This is a genomic window from Sphingomonas caeni, from assembly GCF_026013415.1.
GTDB classification, from domain to species: Bacteria; Pseudomonadota; Alphaproteobacteria; order Sphingomonadales; family Sphingomonadaceae; genus Sphingomonas; species Sphingomonas caeni.
In genome coordinates, this window is the sequence record NZ_JAPDOK010000003.1 from 110,932 (window position 1) to 129,283 (window position 18,352).

Annotated in this window: 11 protein-coding genes; 6 read left to right on the plus strand and 5 right to left on the minus strand. The window is 66.4% G+C overall.

Annotation, left to right across the window (positions count from 1 at the left end; translation table 11 throughout):
• Window positions 1-1,149 carry an endo-1,4-beta-xylanase gene (locus OF829_RS09205; protein ID WP_264939717.1) on the minus strand — a complete coding sequence of 383 codons (1,149 nt, stop codon included), beginning with the start codon at window positions 1,147-1,149 and terminating at the stop codon, window positions 1-3.
• An 11-nt stretch (window positions 1,150-1,160) separates the two neighbouring features.
• The gene (gene manD / locus OF829_RS09210; RefSeq protein WP_264939718.1) at window positions 1,161-2,372 is read right to left on the minus strand and encodes a D-mannonate dehydratase ManD; all 1,212 of its coding nucleotides are present in this window, start codon (window positions 2,370-2,372) and stop codon (window positions 1,161-1,163) included.
• Window positions 2,373-2,537: 165 nt separating this feature from the next.
• Here manD and OF829_RS09215 point away from each other — a divergent pair, with 165 nt between their 5' ends.
• The 3 genes from OF829_RS09215 to OF829_RS09225 are packed head-to-tail and all read left to right on the plus strand — an operon-like array spanning window position 2,538 to window position 8,230.
• Entirely contained in the window at window positions 2,538-4,694 is a 2,157-nt protein-coding gene (locus OF829_RS09215; protein ID WP_264939719.1) for an alpha-glucuronidase family glycosyl hydrolase, read from the plus strand.
• 10 nt (window positions 4,695-4,704) lie between these two features.
• Window positions 4,705-6,390: a glycoside hydrolase family 43 protein gene (locus OF829_RS09220; protein ID WP_264939720.1), complete on the plus strand. Its 1,686-nt coding sequence runs from the start codon at window positions 4,705-4,707 to the stop codon at window positions 6,388-6,390.
• A 10-nt stretch (window positions 6,391-6,400) separates the two neighbouring features.
• Window positions 6,401-8,230, plus strand: coding sequence for a glycoside hydrolase family 9 protein (locus tag OF829_RS09225; RefSeq protein WP_264939721.1), 1,830 nt, complete (start codon window positions 6,401-6,403; stop codon window positions 8,228-8,230).
• A 139-nt stretch (window positions 8,231-8,369) separates the two neighbouring features.
• Here OF829_RS09225 and OF829_RS09230 read toward each other — a convergent pair whose 3' ends face one another.
• Window positions 8,370-10,811: a glycoside hydrolase family 3 N-terminal domain-containing protein gene (locus tag OF829_RS09230; RefSeq protein ID WP_264939722.1), complete on the minus strand. Its 2,442-nt coding sequence runs from the start codon at window positions 10,809-10,811 to the stop codon at window positions 8,370-8,372.
• A gap of 171 nt (window positions 10,812-10,982) precedes the next feature.
• Here OF829_RS09230 and OF829_RS09235 point away from each other — a divergent pair, with 171 nt between their 5' ends.
• The 3 genes from OF829_RS09235 to OF829_RS09245 all read left to right on the plus strand — a co-directional run bounded on the left by OF829_RS09235 (window position 10,983) and on the right by OF829_RS09245 (window position 15,495).
• The gene (locus OF829_RS09235) at window positions 10,983-12,074 is read left to right on the plus strand and encodes a LacI family DNA-binding transcriptional regulator (RefSeq protein ID WP_406701418.1); all 1,092 of its coding nucleotides are present in this window, start codon (window positions 10,983-10,985) and stop codon (window positions 12,072-12,074) included.
• A 153-nt stretch (window positions 12,075-12,227) separates the two neighbouring features.
• A complete protein-coding gene (locus tag OF829_RS09240) occupies window positions 12,228-13,643 on the plus strand; it encodes a sugar porter family MFS transporter (RefSeq protein ID WP_264939723.1) in 1,416 nt (471 codons plus the stop codon).
• A 73-nt stretch (window positions 13,644-13,716) separates the two neighbouring features.
• The gene (locus OF829_RS09245) at window positions 13,717-15,495 is read left to right on the plus strand and encodes an IlvD/Edd family dehydratase (RefSeq protein ID WP_264939724.1); all 1,779 of its coding nucleotides are present in this window, start codon (window positions 13,717-13,719) and stop codon (window positions 15,493-15,495) included.
• Window positions 15,496-15,633: 138 nt separating this feature from the next.
• Here OF829_RS09245 and OF829_RS09250 read toward each other — a convergent pair whose 3' ends face one another.
• Together OF829_RS09250 and OF829_RS09255 are read right to left on the minus strand one after the other, a co-directional pair.
• Entirely contained in the window at window positions 15,634-17,526 is a 1,893-nt protein-coding gene (locus tag OF829_RS09250) for a hypothetical protein (protein WP_264939725.1), read from the minus strand.
• Window positions 17,527-17,605: 79 nt separating this feature from the next.
• Complete coding sequence (locus tag OF829_RS09255; RefSeq protein WP_264939726.1) at window positions 17,606-18,352, minus strand: MauE/DoxX family redox-associated membrane protein; 747 nt, start codon at window positions 18,350-18,352, stop codon at window positions 17,606-17,608.

Sequence of the window (18,352 nt, forward strand, 5' to 3'; positions counted from 1 at the left end):
TCAACGCCCCGGCGCCGCCTTGAACGCGTTCTCGAACGCCGCATAGAGCGGCTTGGGCTTGAACCCCGCGTCATAGAGCACCGGGCGCATCGGCTGCTTGTCGCCGCGCGGGCTGAAGCCCTGCAGCCAGCTATATTTGTCGCACATCCCCCAGGCGAGAACGTCCTTGAGCTGGGTGTAGCTGAAGCAGATGTCGAGATAGGCCTTGGCATAGTCCGCCACCGCCCGGTCGCGCTTTTCGATATCGGCGGGCAGGCCCCGGTCGTTGACGTCGAATTCGGTGATCAGCAGCTGGTATCCCATCCCCGTCACCTCATCGAGGAAGCCCCGCCACGCACGCTCCTGCCCGGCGACCAGGCTTTTCACCGAGTCATTGCTGCGGATCCCGATATGCGATTGCAGCCCCAGCGCGTCGCACGGCACCCCGCGCTTCTTGAACCCCTCGAGCATCCGCAGCACGCCGGTCCGGAAGGCGTCATTGCCCGGCTCCCAGCTCATATAGTCGTTATAAACGAGCTGCGACTTGGGCGCCGCCGTCCGCGCGGTGTGGAAGGCGAAGTCGAGCATCGCCTCGGTCCCGCCGAACGCGCGCGACAGCGCGGATTCGCGCAAGGCTCCCTGCTCGGAGACGGTCTCGTTGACCACGTCGAAGCTGTAGATGTGATCGCCGAAATATTTGCCCGCGGTGCGGATATGCTGGCCGAGGACCGTCCTGGCGCTCTTGGGCGGATCGGCGCCGAAATCATAGTCGTTGAGCCAGCGCGGCATGCGCTCGGTCTTGTGCCAGAACAGGGTGTGCCCGCGCATCGCCATGCCCTTGGCCTCGGCATAGTCGAGCATGTCGGAAAAGCGGTCGAAGTTGAAGGTCGTCGCGTCGGGCCGGAGCGCCTGCCATTTGAACTCGTTCTCGGGAACCAGCACGCCGCAATCGCGCTCGAGCAGGGCGGCATAGGCCGGATTGGCGAACGACCCGCGATCCGCGCCGGCGGGCGCCCAGGCGAAGCACGAGCCGAACCGCATGCCCTTGGCCGCCGCCAGCGCGTTGAGCCCGGTCGCGGGCGCGGTCTGGGCCGCTGCCTTGCCGGCCAGCCCGTTGACCGCCAGCGCCGTTCCCGCCGCCAGCATCTCGCGGCGTGTCATTCCCGTCATTGCGCGATCCCTCACCAGCTGAACATCGTCCCATCCTCGAGCCGCGCGACCGGCAGATAGGCGCGCTTATACTCGAAGGTGGCGGCGAGCTTCTCGTCGATCTCGACGCCCAGTCCCGGCGCATCGCCCGGGTGCATCAGCCCGTCCTTGAAACTGTAGCTGTGCGGGAAGACCGCATCGGTTTCCTGGCTGTGGCGCATATATTCCTGCACGCCGAAATTGGGCACCGATATCCCGAAATGCAGCGCCGCGGCCATGCACACCGGCGAGAGGTCGGTCGCGCCATGGCAGCCGGTCCGCACCTGGTACAGGTCGGCAAAGCTCGCGATCCGGCGCAGATGGGTGATGCCCCCGGCATGGACCACGGTCGCGCGGATATAGTCGATCAGCTGCTCTTCGATCAGCTGCTTGCAGTCCCAGATCGAGTTGAAGATCTCGCCCACCGCAAGCGGGGTCGTGGTGTGCTGGCGGATCGTGCGGAAGCCGGCCTGGTTCTCCGCGGGCGTCGCATCCTCGAGCCAGAAGGGGCGATAGGGCTCGATGTCCTTGCCCAGCCGCCCCGCCTCCACGGGCGTGCAGCGGTGATGCACGTCGTGGAGCAGATGCACGTCCCAGCCCAGGGCATCGCGGGCCGCTTTGAACAGCGGCTCGACCGAGCGCATATATTTCTCGGTCGACCACAGGCTCTCGGTCGGCAGCGCGGCGTCGGCGGGCTCGTAGAAATATTTGTCCTTCGAGACGCCATAGGTCGCGGCGAGCCCGGGCACGCCCGATTGCAGCCGGATCGCCTTATAGCCCTGCTCCTGATAGGCCAGCGCGTTGCTGACCGTCTCCGCGATGTCGCGGCCATTGGCATGGCCATAGACCATGCAGCCATCGCGGCTCGCCCCGCCGAGCAACTGATAGAGCGGTAGCCCGGCGACCTTCCCCTTGATGTCCCACAGCGCCATATCGACCGCGGCGATCGCGCTCATCGTCACCGGGCCGCGGCGCCAATAGGCGCCCTTGTAGAGGAACTGCCAGATATCCTCGATCCGGTGCGCGTCGCGCCCGATCAGCATCGGGATGACATGGTCGTTCAGATAGGCGGCGACCGCCAGCTCGCGCCCGTTGAGGGTCGCGTCGCCGATGCCCGTGATGCCGTCCTTCGTCTCGATCTTGAGCGTGACGAAGTTGCGTCCAGGGCAGGTGACGATCACGCGTGCGGAGACGATCTCAGCCATGCGCCATTCCTGCGCGGGTTGCCCGCATTATCCTCTCCCCCTATGCCCCACATCGACCCGATGTGCGCAATTGTATGATGATAGCGCTACCAAAAACGCCATGCTAACGCCTTTGTCAACGGCGGCGAACGACCGCCCAGCGAGCAAACCCCGGAGCGGATGACGATGCGGCACCTGATCTTGTTCCTCTATTTCCTGATGGCCGCGCTGGCGATCCCGGGTCAAGCGAATGCGGAGGACGGCTACGATCTCTGGCTGCGCTATCGCCCGATCGAGCCGGCGCGGCACATCGTCTATGACGGCTTCACCGCGTTGCTGGTGGTGGAGGGCAGGAGCCCCACGCTCGATGCGGCGGCCCGCGAGCTCCAGATGGGGATCGGCGGCATGCTGGGGCACAGGATGCCGCTGGTGCCGGGCGTGGTGGCCGATGGCGCGATCGTGATCGGCACCCCCGCCAGTTCGCCGATCATCGCCGGGCTGAACCTGCCGCTCGGGTCCCTGGGCAGCGAAGGCTTCGTGATTCGCTCGGTCAGGATCGGCGGCAAGGACGCGACGGTGATCGCGGCGAACAGCGATATCGGCGTGCTCTACGGCGTGTTCCGTTTCCTCCGCGAGATTCAGCTGGCGGAGCGGATCGACAAGCTCGACATCGCCGACGCGCCCAAGCTCCAGCGCCGCGTGCTCAACCATTGGGACAATCTCGATCGCCATGTCGAGCGCGGTTATTCCGGGCTTTCGCTGTGGGACTGGCAGACGCTGCCGACCTTCCGTGATCCGCGCTACACCGATTATGCCCGGGCCAATGCCTCGATCGGGATCAACGGCGTCGTCCTCAACAATGTCAACGCCAATGCGACCATCCTCACCGCCCCCTGGCTGGTCAAGGTCAAGGCGCTCGCCGACATCTTCCGCCCCTATGGCATCCGCGTCTACCTCACCGCGCGCTTCTCCGCCCCGATCGAGATCGGCGGGCTCAAGAGTGCCGATCCGCTCGATCCCGCGGTCGCCGCCTGGTGGAAGGCCAAGATCGACGAGATCTACGCGGTCATCCCCGATTTCGGCGGCTTCCTGATCAAGGCCAATTCGGAAGGCCAGCCGGGTCCGCAGGATTACAAGCGCAACCATGCCGACGGCGCCAACATGCTGGCGGACTCATTGAAGCCCCATGGCGGCATCGTGATGTGGCGCGCCTTCGTCTATTCGGCCGAGAACGCCGATGATCGCGCCAAGCAGGCCTATAGCGAGTTCCAGCCGCTCGACGGCCAGTTCCGCGACAATGTCATGGTCCAGGTCAAGAACGGCGCGATCGACTTCCAGCCGCGCGAGCCCTTCCATCCGCTGTTCGGGGCGATGCCCAGGACGCCGCTGATGATGGAATTCCAGATCACCAAGGAATATCTCGGCTTCAACACCCACCTCGTCTATCTGGGGCCAATGTGGAAGGAGGCGCTCCACGCCGACACCTTCCGCCCCACCAAGGGCAACAGCGTCGCCTCGATCCTCGAAAAGCCCGTCGATCCCGGCGCGGTCACCGGCATGGCCGGGGTTGCCAATATCGGCAACGACCGCAACTGGTCCGGCTCGCAATTCGCGCAGAGCAACTGGTACGCCTTTGGCCGCTTCGCCTGGAACCCCGAGGACTCGGCCGACACGATCGCGCGCGACTGGGCCGCGATGACGTGGAGCGACGATCCCGCGGTGGTCGATGCGATCGCGACGATGATGATGGGATCGCGCGAGGCGGTAGTCGACTACATGACCCCCCTCGGCCTGGCCCATCTGATGGCGACCGGCCACCATTATGGCCCGGCCCCCTGGGTCTCGGACCTCGCCCGCCCCGAATGGAACCCGGCCTATTACCACAAGGCCGATGCCAACGGGATCGGCTTCGACCGCACCAAATCGGGCAGCAACGCGGTGGCGCAGTACGCTGCCCCGCTCGCCGAGCAGTTCGGCAGCGTGAAGAAGACGCCCGAGGAATTCCTCCTCTGGTTCCATCATTTGCCCTGGGACTATCGCCTGCGCTCGGGCCAGACGCTGTGGGACGGCCTGATCACGCACTACGACAAGGGCGTGGACTATGTCCGCGGCATGATCGCCACCTGGGACAGCCTCAAGGGCAAGATCGACGACCAGCGCTGGGAGGAAACGCACATGTTCCTCGAGATCCAGCTGCAGGAAGCGCAGTGGTGGCGCGACGCCTCGATCGCCTATTTCCAGTCGATCTCGAAGCGCCCCTTGCCCGAAGGCCATGCCCCGCCGCCGCACGATCTGGACTGGTACAAGGCGATCCAGAACCCCTATGCTCCCGGGCGCAGTTGAGGAGAGGGCAATGCGGGTAAAGGCGTTTCTGACGGCGGCCCTCGCGCTGTTTTCGGTGCCGGCGGCGGCACAACAGGCACCGCTCACCGCGACCTTTGAGAGCTTCACCTATTCGGGCGACGACAGCGCCTATGGCTTCGGCGCGGCGCGGGAAGGCGAGTACGGCAACCCGATCCTGCAGGGCTTCTACCCCGATCCCAGCGTCACGCGCGTCGGTGACACCTTCTACCTCGTCCATTCGACCTTCAGCTACTTCCCCGGCATCCCGGTCTGGCGCTCGAAGAACCTTGTCGACTGGGAGCAGATCGGCAACGCGATCGACCGGCCCGACATGCTCGATTTCAAGCAGCTCGGCATGTCGCGCGGCGTCTTCGCGCCCACGATCCAGGCCAAGGACGGGATCTTCTACATCCTCAACACCTGCGTCGATTGCGGCGGCAATTTCGTCATCACCGCGAAGAACCCGGCGGGCCCGTGGAGCGATCCGGTCTGGCTGCCCGCGCTCGAGGGCGGAATCGATCCTTCGCTCTTCTTCGACGACGATGGCCGCGCCTGGATCGTCAACAACGGTCCGCCCGAGGGCAAGCCGGAATATCAGGGCCACCGCGCGATCTGGATCCAGGAATTCGACCTCAAGACGCTCAAGAGCTTCGGCCCCCGCACCGTGCTGGTGAACGGCGGCGTCGATTTCTCGAAAAAGCCGATCTGGATCGAGGGCCCGCACATCTTCCGCAAGGATGGCTGGTATTATCTCAGCTGCGCCGAGGGCGGCACCGCCGAGGGCCACAGCCAGGTGATGCTGCGCTCGAAGAATGTCACCGGCCCCTATCTGCCCAACCCCAACAATCCCATCCTCACCCAGCGCGACCTGCCCGGCGACCGCACGTCGCGGATCACCTCCGCCGGCCATGCCGAGCTGGTCTCGACGCCCGACGGGAAATGGTGGGCCACCTTCCTCGCGGTCCGGCCCTATGAGGGCGATTTCTACAATACCGGGCGCGAGACCTTCCTGCTGCCGGTGGAGTGGGTCGATGGCTGGCCGATGATGACGCGCGATGCGATTCCGGTCACACACAAGCGGCCCGGTTTCTACCCGTCGGACAGGCCGCTGAAAGCCACCAACGGCCCGCTCCTGTCGATCATCGTGTTCGCGGGCGCAAAGCTGCTGCCGGAGAACTGGATGATGCTGCGCAATCCGCGCGAGCAATGGTACGCGCTCGGGGATGACGGGCTCAAGCTCACCGCGCGGCCGGTGGGCCTCGGCGACTATGGCAATCCGTCCTTCCTCGCACGTCGTCAGCAGCATCTTGCCGCGGATGCGGAAACGACCCTGCGCTTCAACCCTGCCAAGGACGGCGACCGCGCCGGCCTCGCCGTGTTCCAGAACGACGATTTTTGGGCGTTTGTCGGCATCGGCATGGTGGGGGGCAAGCGTGTGGTGCTGGTCGAGGCGCGCAAGGGCCCGAACGACTCCGCGCGCGGCGTCATCATCGCCACGGCGCCGCTTGGCGGTGACGGTAGCGAGACCGTGCGACTGAGCATCTCCGCCCGGGGAGCCGATTATCGCTTCTCCTACGCCGTCGGCGGAAAAAGCCCGATCGAACTCGGCCGCCTGGATGGCCATTTCCTCAGTACCAAAACCGCGGGCGGCTTTATCGGCGCGACCCTCGGCCCCTATGCCTATTCCGCCCGATAGGAGCAGCACGATGCGCCTGACCCTCACCGCCCTCGCGCTCTGCCTCGCGCTGCCCGCCGCCGCGCAGGTCGCCGATCCGATCCGCCCGATCCGGCTCAACCAGACCGGCTTCGAGACGCTCGGTCCCAAGCGCGCGATGCTGGGCAGCGCGGCGCACGGCGCGCTCGACTGGCAGCTGCTCGATGCGCGCGGCGGCGTGGTGCTGCGCGGGCGGACAGCCGTGTTCGGGCAGGACGCGGCCTCGGGCGAGAATGTCCATGTGATCGACTTCACCGCCTGGCGGAAGGCTGGGAAGGGATATCGGCTCAAGGTCGTCGATATGGAAAGCCGTTCGTTCGATATCGGCCTCCACCCCCGTGGCAATCTCGCCGCGGACGCCGCCGCCTTCTTCTACCATCAGCGCGCCGGCATCCCCATCGAGGCGCGCTTCGTCGGCGCCACCTGGGCCCGCCCCGCCGGCCACGCCACCGAGATCGCGCCCTGCTTCGCGGGCAAGGACCTGCGCGGAAACGACTGGCCCGGCTGCCCCTACAAACTCGACGTCCGTGGCGGCTGGTACGATGCCGGCGACCAGGGCAAGTATCTCGTCAACGGCGGCATCTCGCTCTGGACGCTGATGAACGCCCATTATTCGGGCGGCTGGAAGGCCTTCCCCGACAGGTCGCTGCGCATCCCCGAGGCCGGCAACGGCCGGGGCGACCTGCTCGACGAGATCCGCTGGGAGATGGATTTCTTCCTCCGCATGCAGGTGCCCGAGGGCACGAAACTGAGCGTCCCCGTCAACCAGCTCCCGCGCTTCGGCCCGCCCGGCGGCACCCCGCCTCCGCCCCTCGTCTTCACCGAGATCGACGCCTCAGGCATGGCCCATGCCAAGGTCGCCGACCGCAACTGGACCAAGCTCCCCACCGCCCCCGCCGACGACAAGGAGGAGCGGGTGATCTACCCGCCCACCACCGGCGCGACGCTCAATCTCGCCGCCACCGCGGCCGAATGCGCCCGGATCTTCGGCCGGCCCGACCCGGCCTATGCCGCCAAATGCCTCAAGGCCGCCGAGCGCGCCTGGGCCGCGGCGAAGCGCAACCCGCAAATCTATGCCACCGGCGCCTTCACCGGCAGCGGCGGCTATGGCGACGGCGATGTCAGCGACGAATTCTTCTGGGCCGCCGCCCAGCTCTATGCCGCCACCGGCAAGGCCGAATATCGCGAAGCCTATCGCGCCTCGCCGCACTGGACCGCCGAGCTGCAGGAAGCGAGCTGGGGGCGCACCGCGACGCTCGGCATGATCACGATCGCCACCGCGAAGGATTCGCCCGCCGAGGATGCCAGCCACGCCTGGGCCGCGATCACCGCCGCCGCCGACCGCTTCCTCGCCGACGAGACCCGGACCGGCTACCGCGTGCCCTACAACCCGCCCGCCTATCCCTGGGGCTCGACCTCGAGCCTGCTCAACCGCGCGATGCTGCTGGCGATGGCGTACGATCACAGCCGCGACCGCAAGTATCGCGACGCCGTGATCGACTCGGTCGATTACCTGCTCGGCCGCAACCCGATCGACCAGTCCTATGTCAGCGGTTACGGCGCCCGCCCGATGCGCAACCCGCATCACCGCTTCTGGGCGCACCAGCTCGACCCGAAGCTCCCCGGGCCGCCGCCCGGCGTGCTCTCGGGCGGGCCCAATAGCGGCTTCATGAGCGAGGAAGTCAGGAAGGCGATCGGCGGCCCCTGCGCGCCGATGGGCTGCTACAAGGACGACATCAACCTGTTCACGATGAACGAGGTGGCGATCAACTGGAACGCGCCGCTCTTCTGGGTGGCGGCTTGGCTGGACGCGACGGCATAGGTCGTCACCCCGGCGAAAGCCGGGGCCCAGGGTAATCGGCGATGTCGTTTGTGGCTCTGGGTCCCGGCTTTCGCCGGGATGACGAAATGAAGAAAATGCCCCCGAGGCTTTCACCCCGGGGGCAGGTCTTACGGTGCCGTCATTTCACCGTAAGGGTGGTGCTTTTCAGCGTCGCTGAATCGGGGCCGGACGAGATGGTGAAGGTGCCGGGCTCCACCACGCGCTTCATCTGGACATTGTAGAAGCTCAGGTCGCGCGGGTTGAGCTCGAACGTCACGGTCTTGGTCTCGCCCGGCTGGAGCGTCACGCGCTGGAAGCGCTTGAGCTCGATCACCGGGCGGGTGACGCTGGCCTCATCGTCATGGACATAGAGCTGGACGACCTGATCGCCCGCGCGGCTGCCGGTGTTGGTCACCTTTACGCTCACGCTCACATGATCGCTGATCCCGATCGTGCTCGATCCCAGCACCGGTGCGCCCATCTCGAACGTCGTGTAGCTGAGCCCATAGCCGAACGGATAAAGCGGGCTCGTATCGCCGAACAGATAGCCGCGCCGCGCAGTCGGCTTGCGGTTGTAGTAGATCGGCAGCTGGCCGACGCTGCGCGCGATCGACACCGGCAGCTTGCCGCCCGGATTGTACCGCCCGAAGATCACGTCGGCGAGCGCGTTGCCCGTCTCCTGGCCGAGGTACCAGCCCTCGAGCAGGGCAGGGGCGTTGCCCGCGAGATAATTGACCGACATCGGCCGCCCGTTGAGCAGCACCACCACCACCGGCTTGCCAAGCGCGATCAGCTCCCTGGCGAGCTGGTTCTGCGGGCCCACCAGGTCGAGCGTGTCCATGTCGCCGAGATGGTTGTCGGCCCAGCCCTCGCGGCTCAGCGCCTCGTTGCCGCCGAGCACCAGCACGATCGTGTCGGCGCTCTTCGCGACCTCCAGCGCCTCGGCGCGGAGCCTGTCGTTGGTGGCATCGGGGGTCAGCGTCACGCTGTCCTGCGCCCAGACATGGCCCTCGGTCAGCCGCACGCCTTCCGAATAGGCGACTTCGAACTTGCCCTTGCCCTCGGCCTCCATGCCCTCGAGCACGCTCACGACATGGGTCGGCACGTCCGAATAGCCGCCGATCGGCGTGTCCTTGGCGTGCGTCCCGATCACCGCAAGCTTCTTGATCTTCGTGGCGTCGAGCGGAAGCAGATTGTTCTGGTTGCGCAGCAGCACCACCGATTGCCGCGCCGCCTCGCGGGCCAGCGCGATATCGGCGGGGGTGCCGGTGAGCTTGTTCACCGCCTTCACATCGACATAGGGGTTCTCGAACGCGCCCGAGAGGAACTTCATCGTCAGCACGCGGCGCACTGCATTGTTGATCTGCGCCTCGCTGATCCGCCCCTCGCGCACCAGCCCGACCAGGTCCTTGAACCCCTCGCCATCGGGGGTCTCGACATCGACGCCCGAATCGAGCGCCCGTGCGCCGGCGTCGCGGACGTTGGAGAACATGTGGTGCCGCGCGACGAGTTCGCGGATCGCGAAATAGTCGCTCACCACTGCGCCCTTGAAGCCCCATTCGCCGCGCAGCACGTCGGTCAGCAGCCATTTGTTGGCGTGGCTCGGCAGTCCGTCGATCTCGTTATAGCTCGCCATCACCGCCATCACCGGCAGTTCGGTCACCGCGCGTTCGAAGGGCGGGAAGAACATCTCGCGCAGCGTCCGCTCGCTGATTTGCGCGGGGCCAGTATTGGTGCCGTTCTCGGGCTGGCCATGGCCGGTCATGTGCTTGAGCGTGACGAACACCTTGTCCTTGCCCAGCGGCAGCGTGGTGCCCTGGAACCCACGGATCGCCGCCAGTCCCATCTCGCCGACCAGATAGGGGTCCTCGCCATAGGTTTCCTCGATCCGCCCCCAGCGCGGATCGCGCGCGACATCGACCACCGGCGCGAGCACCAGGTTCGCACCGCGCGCGCGGGCCTCGCGTGCCGCCACGGTGAAGATCTGCTCGAGCAGCCCCGGATTCCAGGTGCTGGCGAGCGCGATCGATTGCGGGAAGGCGGTCGCCCCCGGCACCACGAGCCCGTGGAGCGATTCCTCGTGCATCAGCATCGGGATGCCGAGCCGTGTATTCTCCATCGACCATTTCTGCGCGGCGTTGATGTAGCGCGCCATCTCCTCGCCGCTCTTGTTGCCGCTATTGGCAACCGCGCCCGCGCCGCTGGCCTGCACCACGCCGACCCGGTCCGACGGGCGCGAGATCATGCCGAGCCCGTTGGGGAAATTCTTGCTCGCTTTGGCGGGATCGAAATTGCCCGCATCGTCCTGGATCAGCCCCTTGGTCTGCCACACCGAGATGAGCTGCGCCGCCTTCTCGTCGAGCGTCATCCGCGCGAGCAGGTCATCGACGCGCGCCGAAACGGGCTGCGACGCATCCTTGTAGAGCGGGCGATCGGGGGCGGTGGCGGGATGCTCGGCGACCGCGCTCGATCCCATCAGCGGCATTGCGCCCCCGATGGCGACCGCGGCGACGGCGGCAAGGGCGGCGATCCTGATGTGGCGGGCGCTTGCCCCCGCCACATGCTGGCCGGTAACGGTCATATCATCCTCTCCCTCGCGTTCCGATCTGCCGCTATTGTCCAGCGTTGTCGGTTTTTTGGTAGCGCTATCAAGCATAGATGACGCGCATCGGGACGGTCAACCGGTGAGCGCCCTGCGCAACTTTATTGCATTCTTGCGAGCGCAAACCTATGCCCGCCACAGGAGGGATGTTTGAGCAAACCCAGCCGGCGAAGCCGTGGTACCGTGACCGTGCAGGATGTTGCGCGGGCCGCGGGCGTGTCCGCGATGACCGTTTCGCGGGTCGTCAATGGGGGCTCGAATGTTCGCGCTACCACGCGCGAGGCCGTCCTCGCCGCGATCGAGAAGCTCAATTATTCGCCGAACAGCGCCGCGCGCAGCCTCGCGGCGGGTGAGGCGACGCGGATCGGCCTCCTCTATTCGAACCCTTCCGCCGCCTATCTCTCGCAATTCCTGATCGGCGCGCTCGCCGCCGCGCGCCGCGCGGGCTGCCACCTCGTGCTCGAAGCGTGCGAGAGTGACCGGCCCGATGCGCAGGCCGAGGCCACGCGCCGCTTCGCCGCGACCGATGTCGAGGGCGTGATCCTGCCGTGCCCGCTCTCCGAGGCGCCCGCGGTCCAGGCGGAGCTTGCCACCGCCGAGATCCCCGCGGTCTGCGTTGCGATCGGCGTCGCCGTGCCCGGCACGCTCAATGTCCGCATTGACGATTTCGGCGCGGCGGCGGCGATGACGCATTACCTGCTCGATCTCGGCCACCGCCGGATCGGCTTCATCCGCGGCAACCCGAACCAGAGCTCGAGCATGGAGCGCTATCGCGGCTTCGTCGCGGCGATCGAGGAGGCGGGGATGAAGCTCTCCGACGTCGCGGTCGAACAGGGCTATTTCACCTTCCGCTCGGGCATCATCGCCACCGAGCGGCTGCTCGACCGCGCCGATCCGCCGACCGCGATCTTCGCGACCAACGACGATATGGCCGCCGCCGCGGTGGGCGTGGCGCACCGGCGCGGCATGCATGTCCCGCAGGATCTGAGCGTGGTCGGCTTCGACGATACCCAGCTCGCCACCACCATCTGGCCCGAGCTCACCACGATCCGCCAGCCGACCGCGGCAATGGCCGAAACCGCGCTCAACCTGCTGCTCGAACGGCTGCGCTCCCCCGAGCCGGTCGATCCTAACCGCACCGACGATCAGCTACTCGATTACGAACTGGTGGTCCGCGAATCCTCGGGCCCGCCCCCGGGCGTGGCGGTCAGCACGCGCCGCGCCGGCGTGAAGGCGCTTTAGCGGCACGCCCGCGCGGCTTCCTCGTCGGTCAACGCTGTCGTAAAGCGGGCGAAAGCGCCCGAACCGGCTTGCTTTTCCCCTCCGATCCCGTAACCGTTACCGCTAACACGCCCGGCAGAGCATCCGCACGGGGTGAGGAGAGGGGACCCTTATATGAATCAGAGCGCAGAGAGGACCAATCTCGGCCTCGTCTTCGCCATCGTCGCGGTCGCGACGATCGGCGGCCTGCTTTTCGGTTACGACAGCGGCGCCGTGAACGGCACCCAGCCCGGCCTCAAGGCCGCCTTCAACCTCGACGATGCGTGGCTCGGCTTCACCGTCGGTTCGCTGCTGCTCGGCTGCGTCGCGGGCGCGTCGCTGGCCGGCATCCTCGCCGACGCGATGGGCCGCCGCAACGTGATGCGGATCGCCGCCGTCCTCTTTCTTGGTGGCGCAATCGTTCAGGGCATCGCGCACGAACATATGATCTTCCTGATCGCCCGGATCATCGGCGGCATGGCCGTGGGCGCCGCATCGGTGCTCTCGCCCGCCTATATCTCGGAAGTCGCGCCCGCCAGCATCCGCGGCCGGATGACGACGGTGCAACAGGTGATGATCATCACCGGCCTGACCGCGGCGTTCCTCGCCAACTATTATGTCACCGCGATCGCCGGGGTTTCGACCAACAAGATCTGGTTCGATATCGAGGCGTGGCGCTGGATGTACCTGCTTCAGGGCGTTCCCGCGGTGGTCTTCCTGATCGCGCTGTTCTTCATTCCGGAAAGCCCGCGCTATCTGGTGTCGAAGGGCCGCAACGATCAGGCGCTCGCGGTGCTCACCAGCCTGTCGGGTCCGAATGCGGCGGCGGCCAAGGTCGCCGAGATTCAGGACAGTTTCGCGCATGATCACCGTCCACGCCTCAGCGACGTGTTCACGCCCGCGGGTGGCCGCGGCTTCCTCGGCGTCCGCTCGATCGTCTGGGTCGGCATCATGCTGGCGGTGTTCCAGCAGCTCGTCGGCATCAACGTGATCTTCTATTACGGCGCGACTTTGTGGCAGGCGGCGGGCTTCAGCGAGCAGGATTCGCTGCTGATCAACATCGGCTCGGGCGCGGTCTCGATCGCGGCCTGCTTCGTTACCATCATCCTGATCGACCGCATCGGCCGCAAGCCGCTGCTGCTGCTCGGTTCGGTCGGCATGGCGCTGTCGCTGTTCGCGATGGTCTATGCCTTCAGCCAGGGCGGCCTGGTCGATGGCAAGCTCGTCCTGCCGGGCGACTCGGGCAAGATCGCGGTGTGGGCGGCCAACATCTATGTGATCTTCTTCAACGTCAGCTGGGGCCCGGTGATGTGGGTGATGCTCGGCGAGATGTTCCCGAACCAGATCCGCGGTTCGGCGCTCGCCGTCGCGGGCTTCTTCCAATGGGCCGCGAACTACGCGATCGCTCAGGCCTTCCCGGTGATGCTCACCTCGATCGGCCTCGCCGCGAGCTACAGCTTCTACGGCGTCTGTGCCGTGATCAGCTTCTTCCTGGTCGCCAGGTTCATTCACGAGACCAAGGGCAAGGAGCTCGAGGCGATGGAGGGCTGACCGCCACGCCGATCAACCAGCTTTCCCTGAGGGTGCGGCTGCGGAGCCGCACCCTTTTTGTTAAAGGCCAATCATGACTCGCACCCCCGCCCGCCCGTTCCGCTCGCGCGAATGGTTCGCCGCCCCAGGCCGCAGCGATATGGCCGCGCTCTATCTCGAGCGGTTCATGAATTACGGCATCACCCCCGCCGAGCTGCAGGGCGGCAAGCCGATCATCGGCATCGCGCAATCGGGCAGCGATATCGCACCGTGCAACCGCATCCATCTGGAGACGGTCAAGCGCGCGCGCGAGGGCATCCTCGCCGCCGGCGGCATCCCCATGGAGTTTCCCCTCCATCCGATCTTCGAGAATTGCCGCCGGCCCACCGCCGCGCTCGACCGCAACCTCGCCTATCTGGGGCTGGTCGAGATCCTCAACGGCTATCCGATCGACGCCGTCATCCTCACCACCGGCTGCGACAAGACCACCCCCAGTTCGCTGATGGCGGCTTCGACGGTGGACATCCCCGCGATCGTCCTCTCGGGCGGCCCGATGCTCGACGGCTGGCACGAGGGCGAACTGGTCGGCAGCGGCACCGTGATCTGGCGCTCGCGCCGGAAAATGGCGGCCGGCGAGATCGACGAGGCCGAATTCCTCCGCCGCGCGACCGACAGCGCGCCCTCCTCGGGCCATTGCAACACGATGGGCACCGCCTCGACGATGAACTCCATCGCCGAAGGCCTCGGCATGTCGCTCCCCGGCTGCGCGATGATCCCCGCCCCCTATCGCGAGCGCGGCCAGATGGCCTACGAGACCGGCCGCCGCATCGTCGACATGGCCTATGAAGACCTGCGCCCGTCCAAGGTCCTCAGCCGCCAGTCCTTCCTCAACGCGATCAACCTGCTCACCGCGATCGGCGGCTCGACCAACGCCCAGCCGCACCTCATCGCAATGGCGCGCCACGCCGGCTTCGACCTGACCAGCGAGGACTGGATGGCCGGCTACGACCTGCCGCTGATCGTCAACATGCAGCCCGCGGGCAAATTCCTGTCGGAGCGCTTCCACCGCGCCGGCGGCATCCCGGTCGTCATCAAGGCGATGATCGAGAATGGCGCGCTCGACGGATCGGTCAGGACCGTCACCGGCAAGACCCTCGCCGAGAATGTCGCCGACGCGGTCAACAAGGACCCCGAGGTCATCTTCGCCTGGGACAAGCCGCTCAAGGAGCGTGCCGGCTTCCTCGTGCTCAAGGGCAATCTGTTCGACCAGGCGATCATGAAGACCAGCGTGATCTCCCCCGAATTCCAGGCCCGCTACCTCTCGCGCCCCGGCGCCGAGAATATATTCGAGGGCCGCGCGATCGTGTTCGACGGCTCCGACGATTATCACCACCGCATCAACGATCCCGCGCTCGCCATCGACGAGAATTGCATCCTCGTCATCCGCGGCTCGGGCCCGCTCGGCTGGCCCGGATCGGCCGAGGTGGTCAACATGCAGCCGCCCGATCATCTGATCCAGAAGGGGGTGATGTCGCTCCCCACGCTCGGCGACGGGCGCCAGTCGGGCACGTCGGACAGCCCCTCGATCCTCAACGCCTCGCCCGAAAGCGCGGCGGGCGGCGGCCTGGCGTGGCTCCACACCGGCGACATTATCCGGATCGACCTCAACCAGGGCACCTGCAACGCGCTGGTCGATCTGGGCGAGATCACCCGCCGTCTCCAGGACGAACCCGCCCCGCCGATCCCCGACAGCCAGACGCCGTGGGAGGAACTGTACCGCGAGAAGACCGGCCAGCTGGGGGAGGGCGGCGCGCTCGAATTTGCGCTCAAATACCGGCGGACGAGCGAGAAGGTGCCGCGGCACAATCATTGATCTCAAATCCTCCCCCGCCAGGGGGAGGTGGCAGCGCAGCTGACGGAGGGGGAGGAAGCCCCTCGCTACGTTCTGGAATCCGCCCCCTCCGACGCCTTCGGCGCCACCTCCCCCTGGCGGGGGAGGATTAGGTTGTTCCTACTCCGCCCGAAACACGCGGAACGAATGCGGCTTGAGCCCCAGCTTGAAGCTCGATTTCCCCGCATCGCTCGGCGCCCATCCCGCGCGGCGGCGCGGATTGTCGGGAAGCGTCTCGCCGGTCAGCACCTCGCCGGTCTGCAAGTCGCGCAGCCGCTTGAACCGGCCCGCGGTGATCAGCCCCATATCGACCGGCTCGTCGCGGAAACTCTCCACGATCAGCGTGTCGTTGTCATAGGCGAACAGCGCGACCCGCGACGGCCCCTCCAGCCGCACGAACATGTCTTGGGCCATCGTCGCGCGGATGCGGTTGAGCAGGGGAGCGGGCAGCTCGTACAGGTCCGCCGCATTGTCGGGGATCGTCACCACGAACAGATGCCCCTTCGAATAATCGGCGTCGTGGAGCATCGGCCACCCCATCGCGCCGTCGATCGCGCTGGCATCCTCCCAGCTGTCATTGGTCAGATAGTCGACCTGCGGGATCAGGATCGGGCTCTCCGACTGCGCCAGCGGCCCGAACCCGATCAGGAAGTCCTTCACCAGCGCCCGTTTCTCCGACACGCGCAGCTCGGCGATGTCGCCCAGCCCCCGGTCCTGAAGCGCGCGGAGCAGCCCGGTGGTGATGACCACGGTCTTCCCCGCGGTCAGCGATCCGCGGATCTTGCCGACGATCCCCGGATCGGCGGCGGCGGTGGCGGTCAGGAAGATCGTGGCGGCATCGCCCGGATAGGCCGGATAGACGTCCATCGGCAGCCCGATCATCCCCATGAAGTCGGGCAGGAAATCCTCGCCGCGCGAATGGTATGGCCGGTATCCCTTGATCCCGATGGGATTGCCCAGCTGACCCACCACCTTGTCGAGCATCGCGAAGGTCCGCCCCGCGGGCGTGGCGATGGTGAGGTCGCTGGAGAGCACCCCGTCGGCGCCGCGATAGCCCGCGGTCAGCGTATCGAAGTCGTAGCTGGTCCCCTGGCCCTGCCACGCCCCGCGCTGGGCGGCGGTGACGGGCGTGGCGAGCGAGCGGAAATCGAACAGGGTGATCTCGGGCGCCTTGGCGAACAGGGTCATCGCCAGCTGCTCCGAATAGCGGTCGAGGGTGCGCGATCCGAACGGATCGACCCAGCCCCCCAGGTTTCGCCCCGGCGCGATATTGTCGAAATAGCGGACCACCTGATAGCCGAGATAGGGCTGGAGATGCTGCGCGCTCGTCACCGCGTCGCGCGTCTCGGTGCCGGTATAGATGCCGTCGAACAGCTTGGGCTCGGTCTCGAGGTTGAAGCCCAGCCCCTGGAAATGCGCGTACCAGTTCGGATATTTGATGATCACCCTGACCTTGGGGTTCACCGCCCGCGCGGGCCCGACGATCAGGTCGCGCGCCGCCTCGGTCATCAGCTTGAGCCGGTAATCGGTCCAGCTCATCTCGCCCTTGGCGGCGATCTCGATATCCGACTTGCAGCTGGTGAAGAAGAAATCGTCGAGGATGATCTCGTCGAAATGGCGGGCGGTGTGCTCGACCACTTTCTTCACCCAGGCGCGATGCTCGGGGTTCGAATAGCAGAAGGTCTCGAAGCGGTTGGGCTCGCTGATCGTCCAGGTGATCCCGCCCGACACGCGCACCCCGCGGTCGCGGAAGAATTTGATCGCCGTGTCGAGCGTCTTGTCGTCGACCAGGATCATGTCGCGGTGCGTCTCGAGCCAGATATGATCGACATGCAGGTCACGGCTGATCCGCTCCCAGCGCGGCTTCAGCCAGTTGGGGTCGGCCATCTCGCGTACCTCATAGGCGCGGGCGTACACCCCCACCTTGAAGCTCGAATAGGGCGCCGGCGCGGCTGCCGCGGGAAAGGACAGCGCTGTCAGCAGGACAAGCAGCAACAGCCGGATCGTCTTCATCGGCGCCCTCCCGGATATGCGCCATTCTGCAGATGGCGTGCGCGCAAGCTGACCGAAGCCGGGAGGGGATGCAACCCGGCTAGAAGGCCTCGCCCGTCATCCACAGCGCCATGCCCACCATCAGCAGATTCTCGGTGAGCGAGATGAAGCCGAGCGGCACATTGCTGTCGCCGCCGACACAGGCGCATTTGAGCTCGCGCTTGTCGATATAGACCGCCTTGAACACCGATATCGCCCCGATCGAGCCGATGAACAGCGCGATCGGGCTCGCGATCCAGTGGAAGGCGGGGCTGGCGAGCATCAGCACGCCCGCGATTCCTTCCGCGAACGGATAGAGTTTCGCATAGGGCACCCAGCGGCGCGCAAGCAGGTCATAGCCGAGAAAACCGGTGGCAAAGCCGTCGAGGTCGCGCAGCTTGAGGAGTGCGAGGAGGCACATCGCGATCGCGATGAACCACTGCAGCGCGCTCAAGGTGAACGGTGTGCCGAGCACCGCTTCGCTCAGCGCTACCGCTATCGCCGCAGCCATGCCGAACACCGCGATCACCGGGGCATAGGTCAGCGCCTTGGGATCGCGGACCTTGAGCCCGAAATAGCGGCGGAGGTCCTCATATCCGCCGATGCGGCGCCCATCGATGAAAGCCTGCGGCGTGGTCTTCACGCCATGGTCGGCCTTGAACGCGTCGTTCGCGGCTGGTGTGGTGAGCAACTGGTCCTCCACCTGGTAGCCGCGGCTCCGCAGCAGGTGAAGCGAGCGCAGGCCCCAGGGGCAGAGATGTTGCGAGGTGGCCAATCGGTAGAGGATGGCATGCGGTTTGGCGGACAT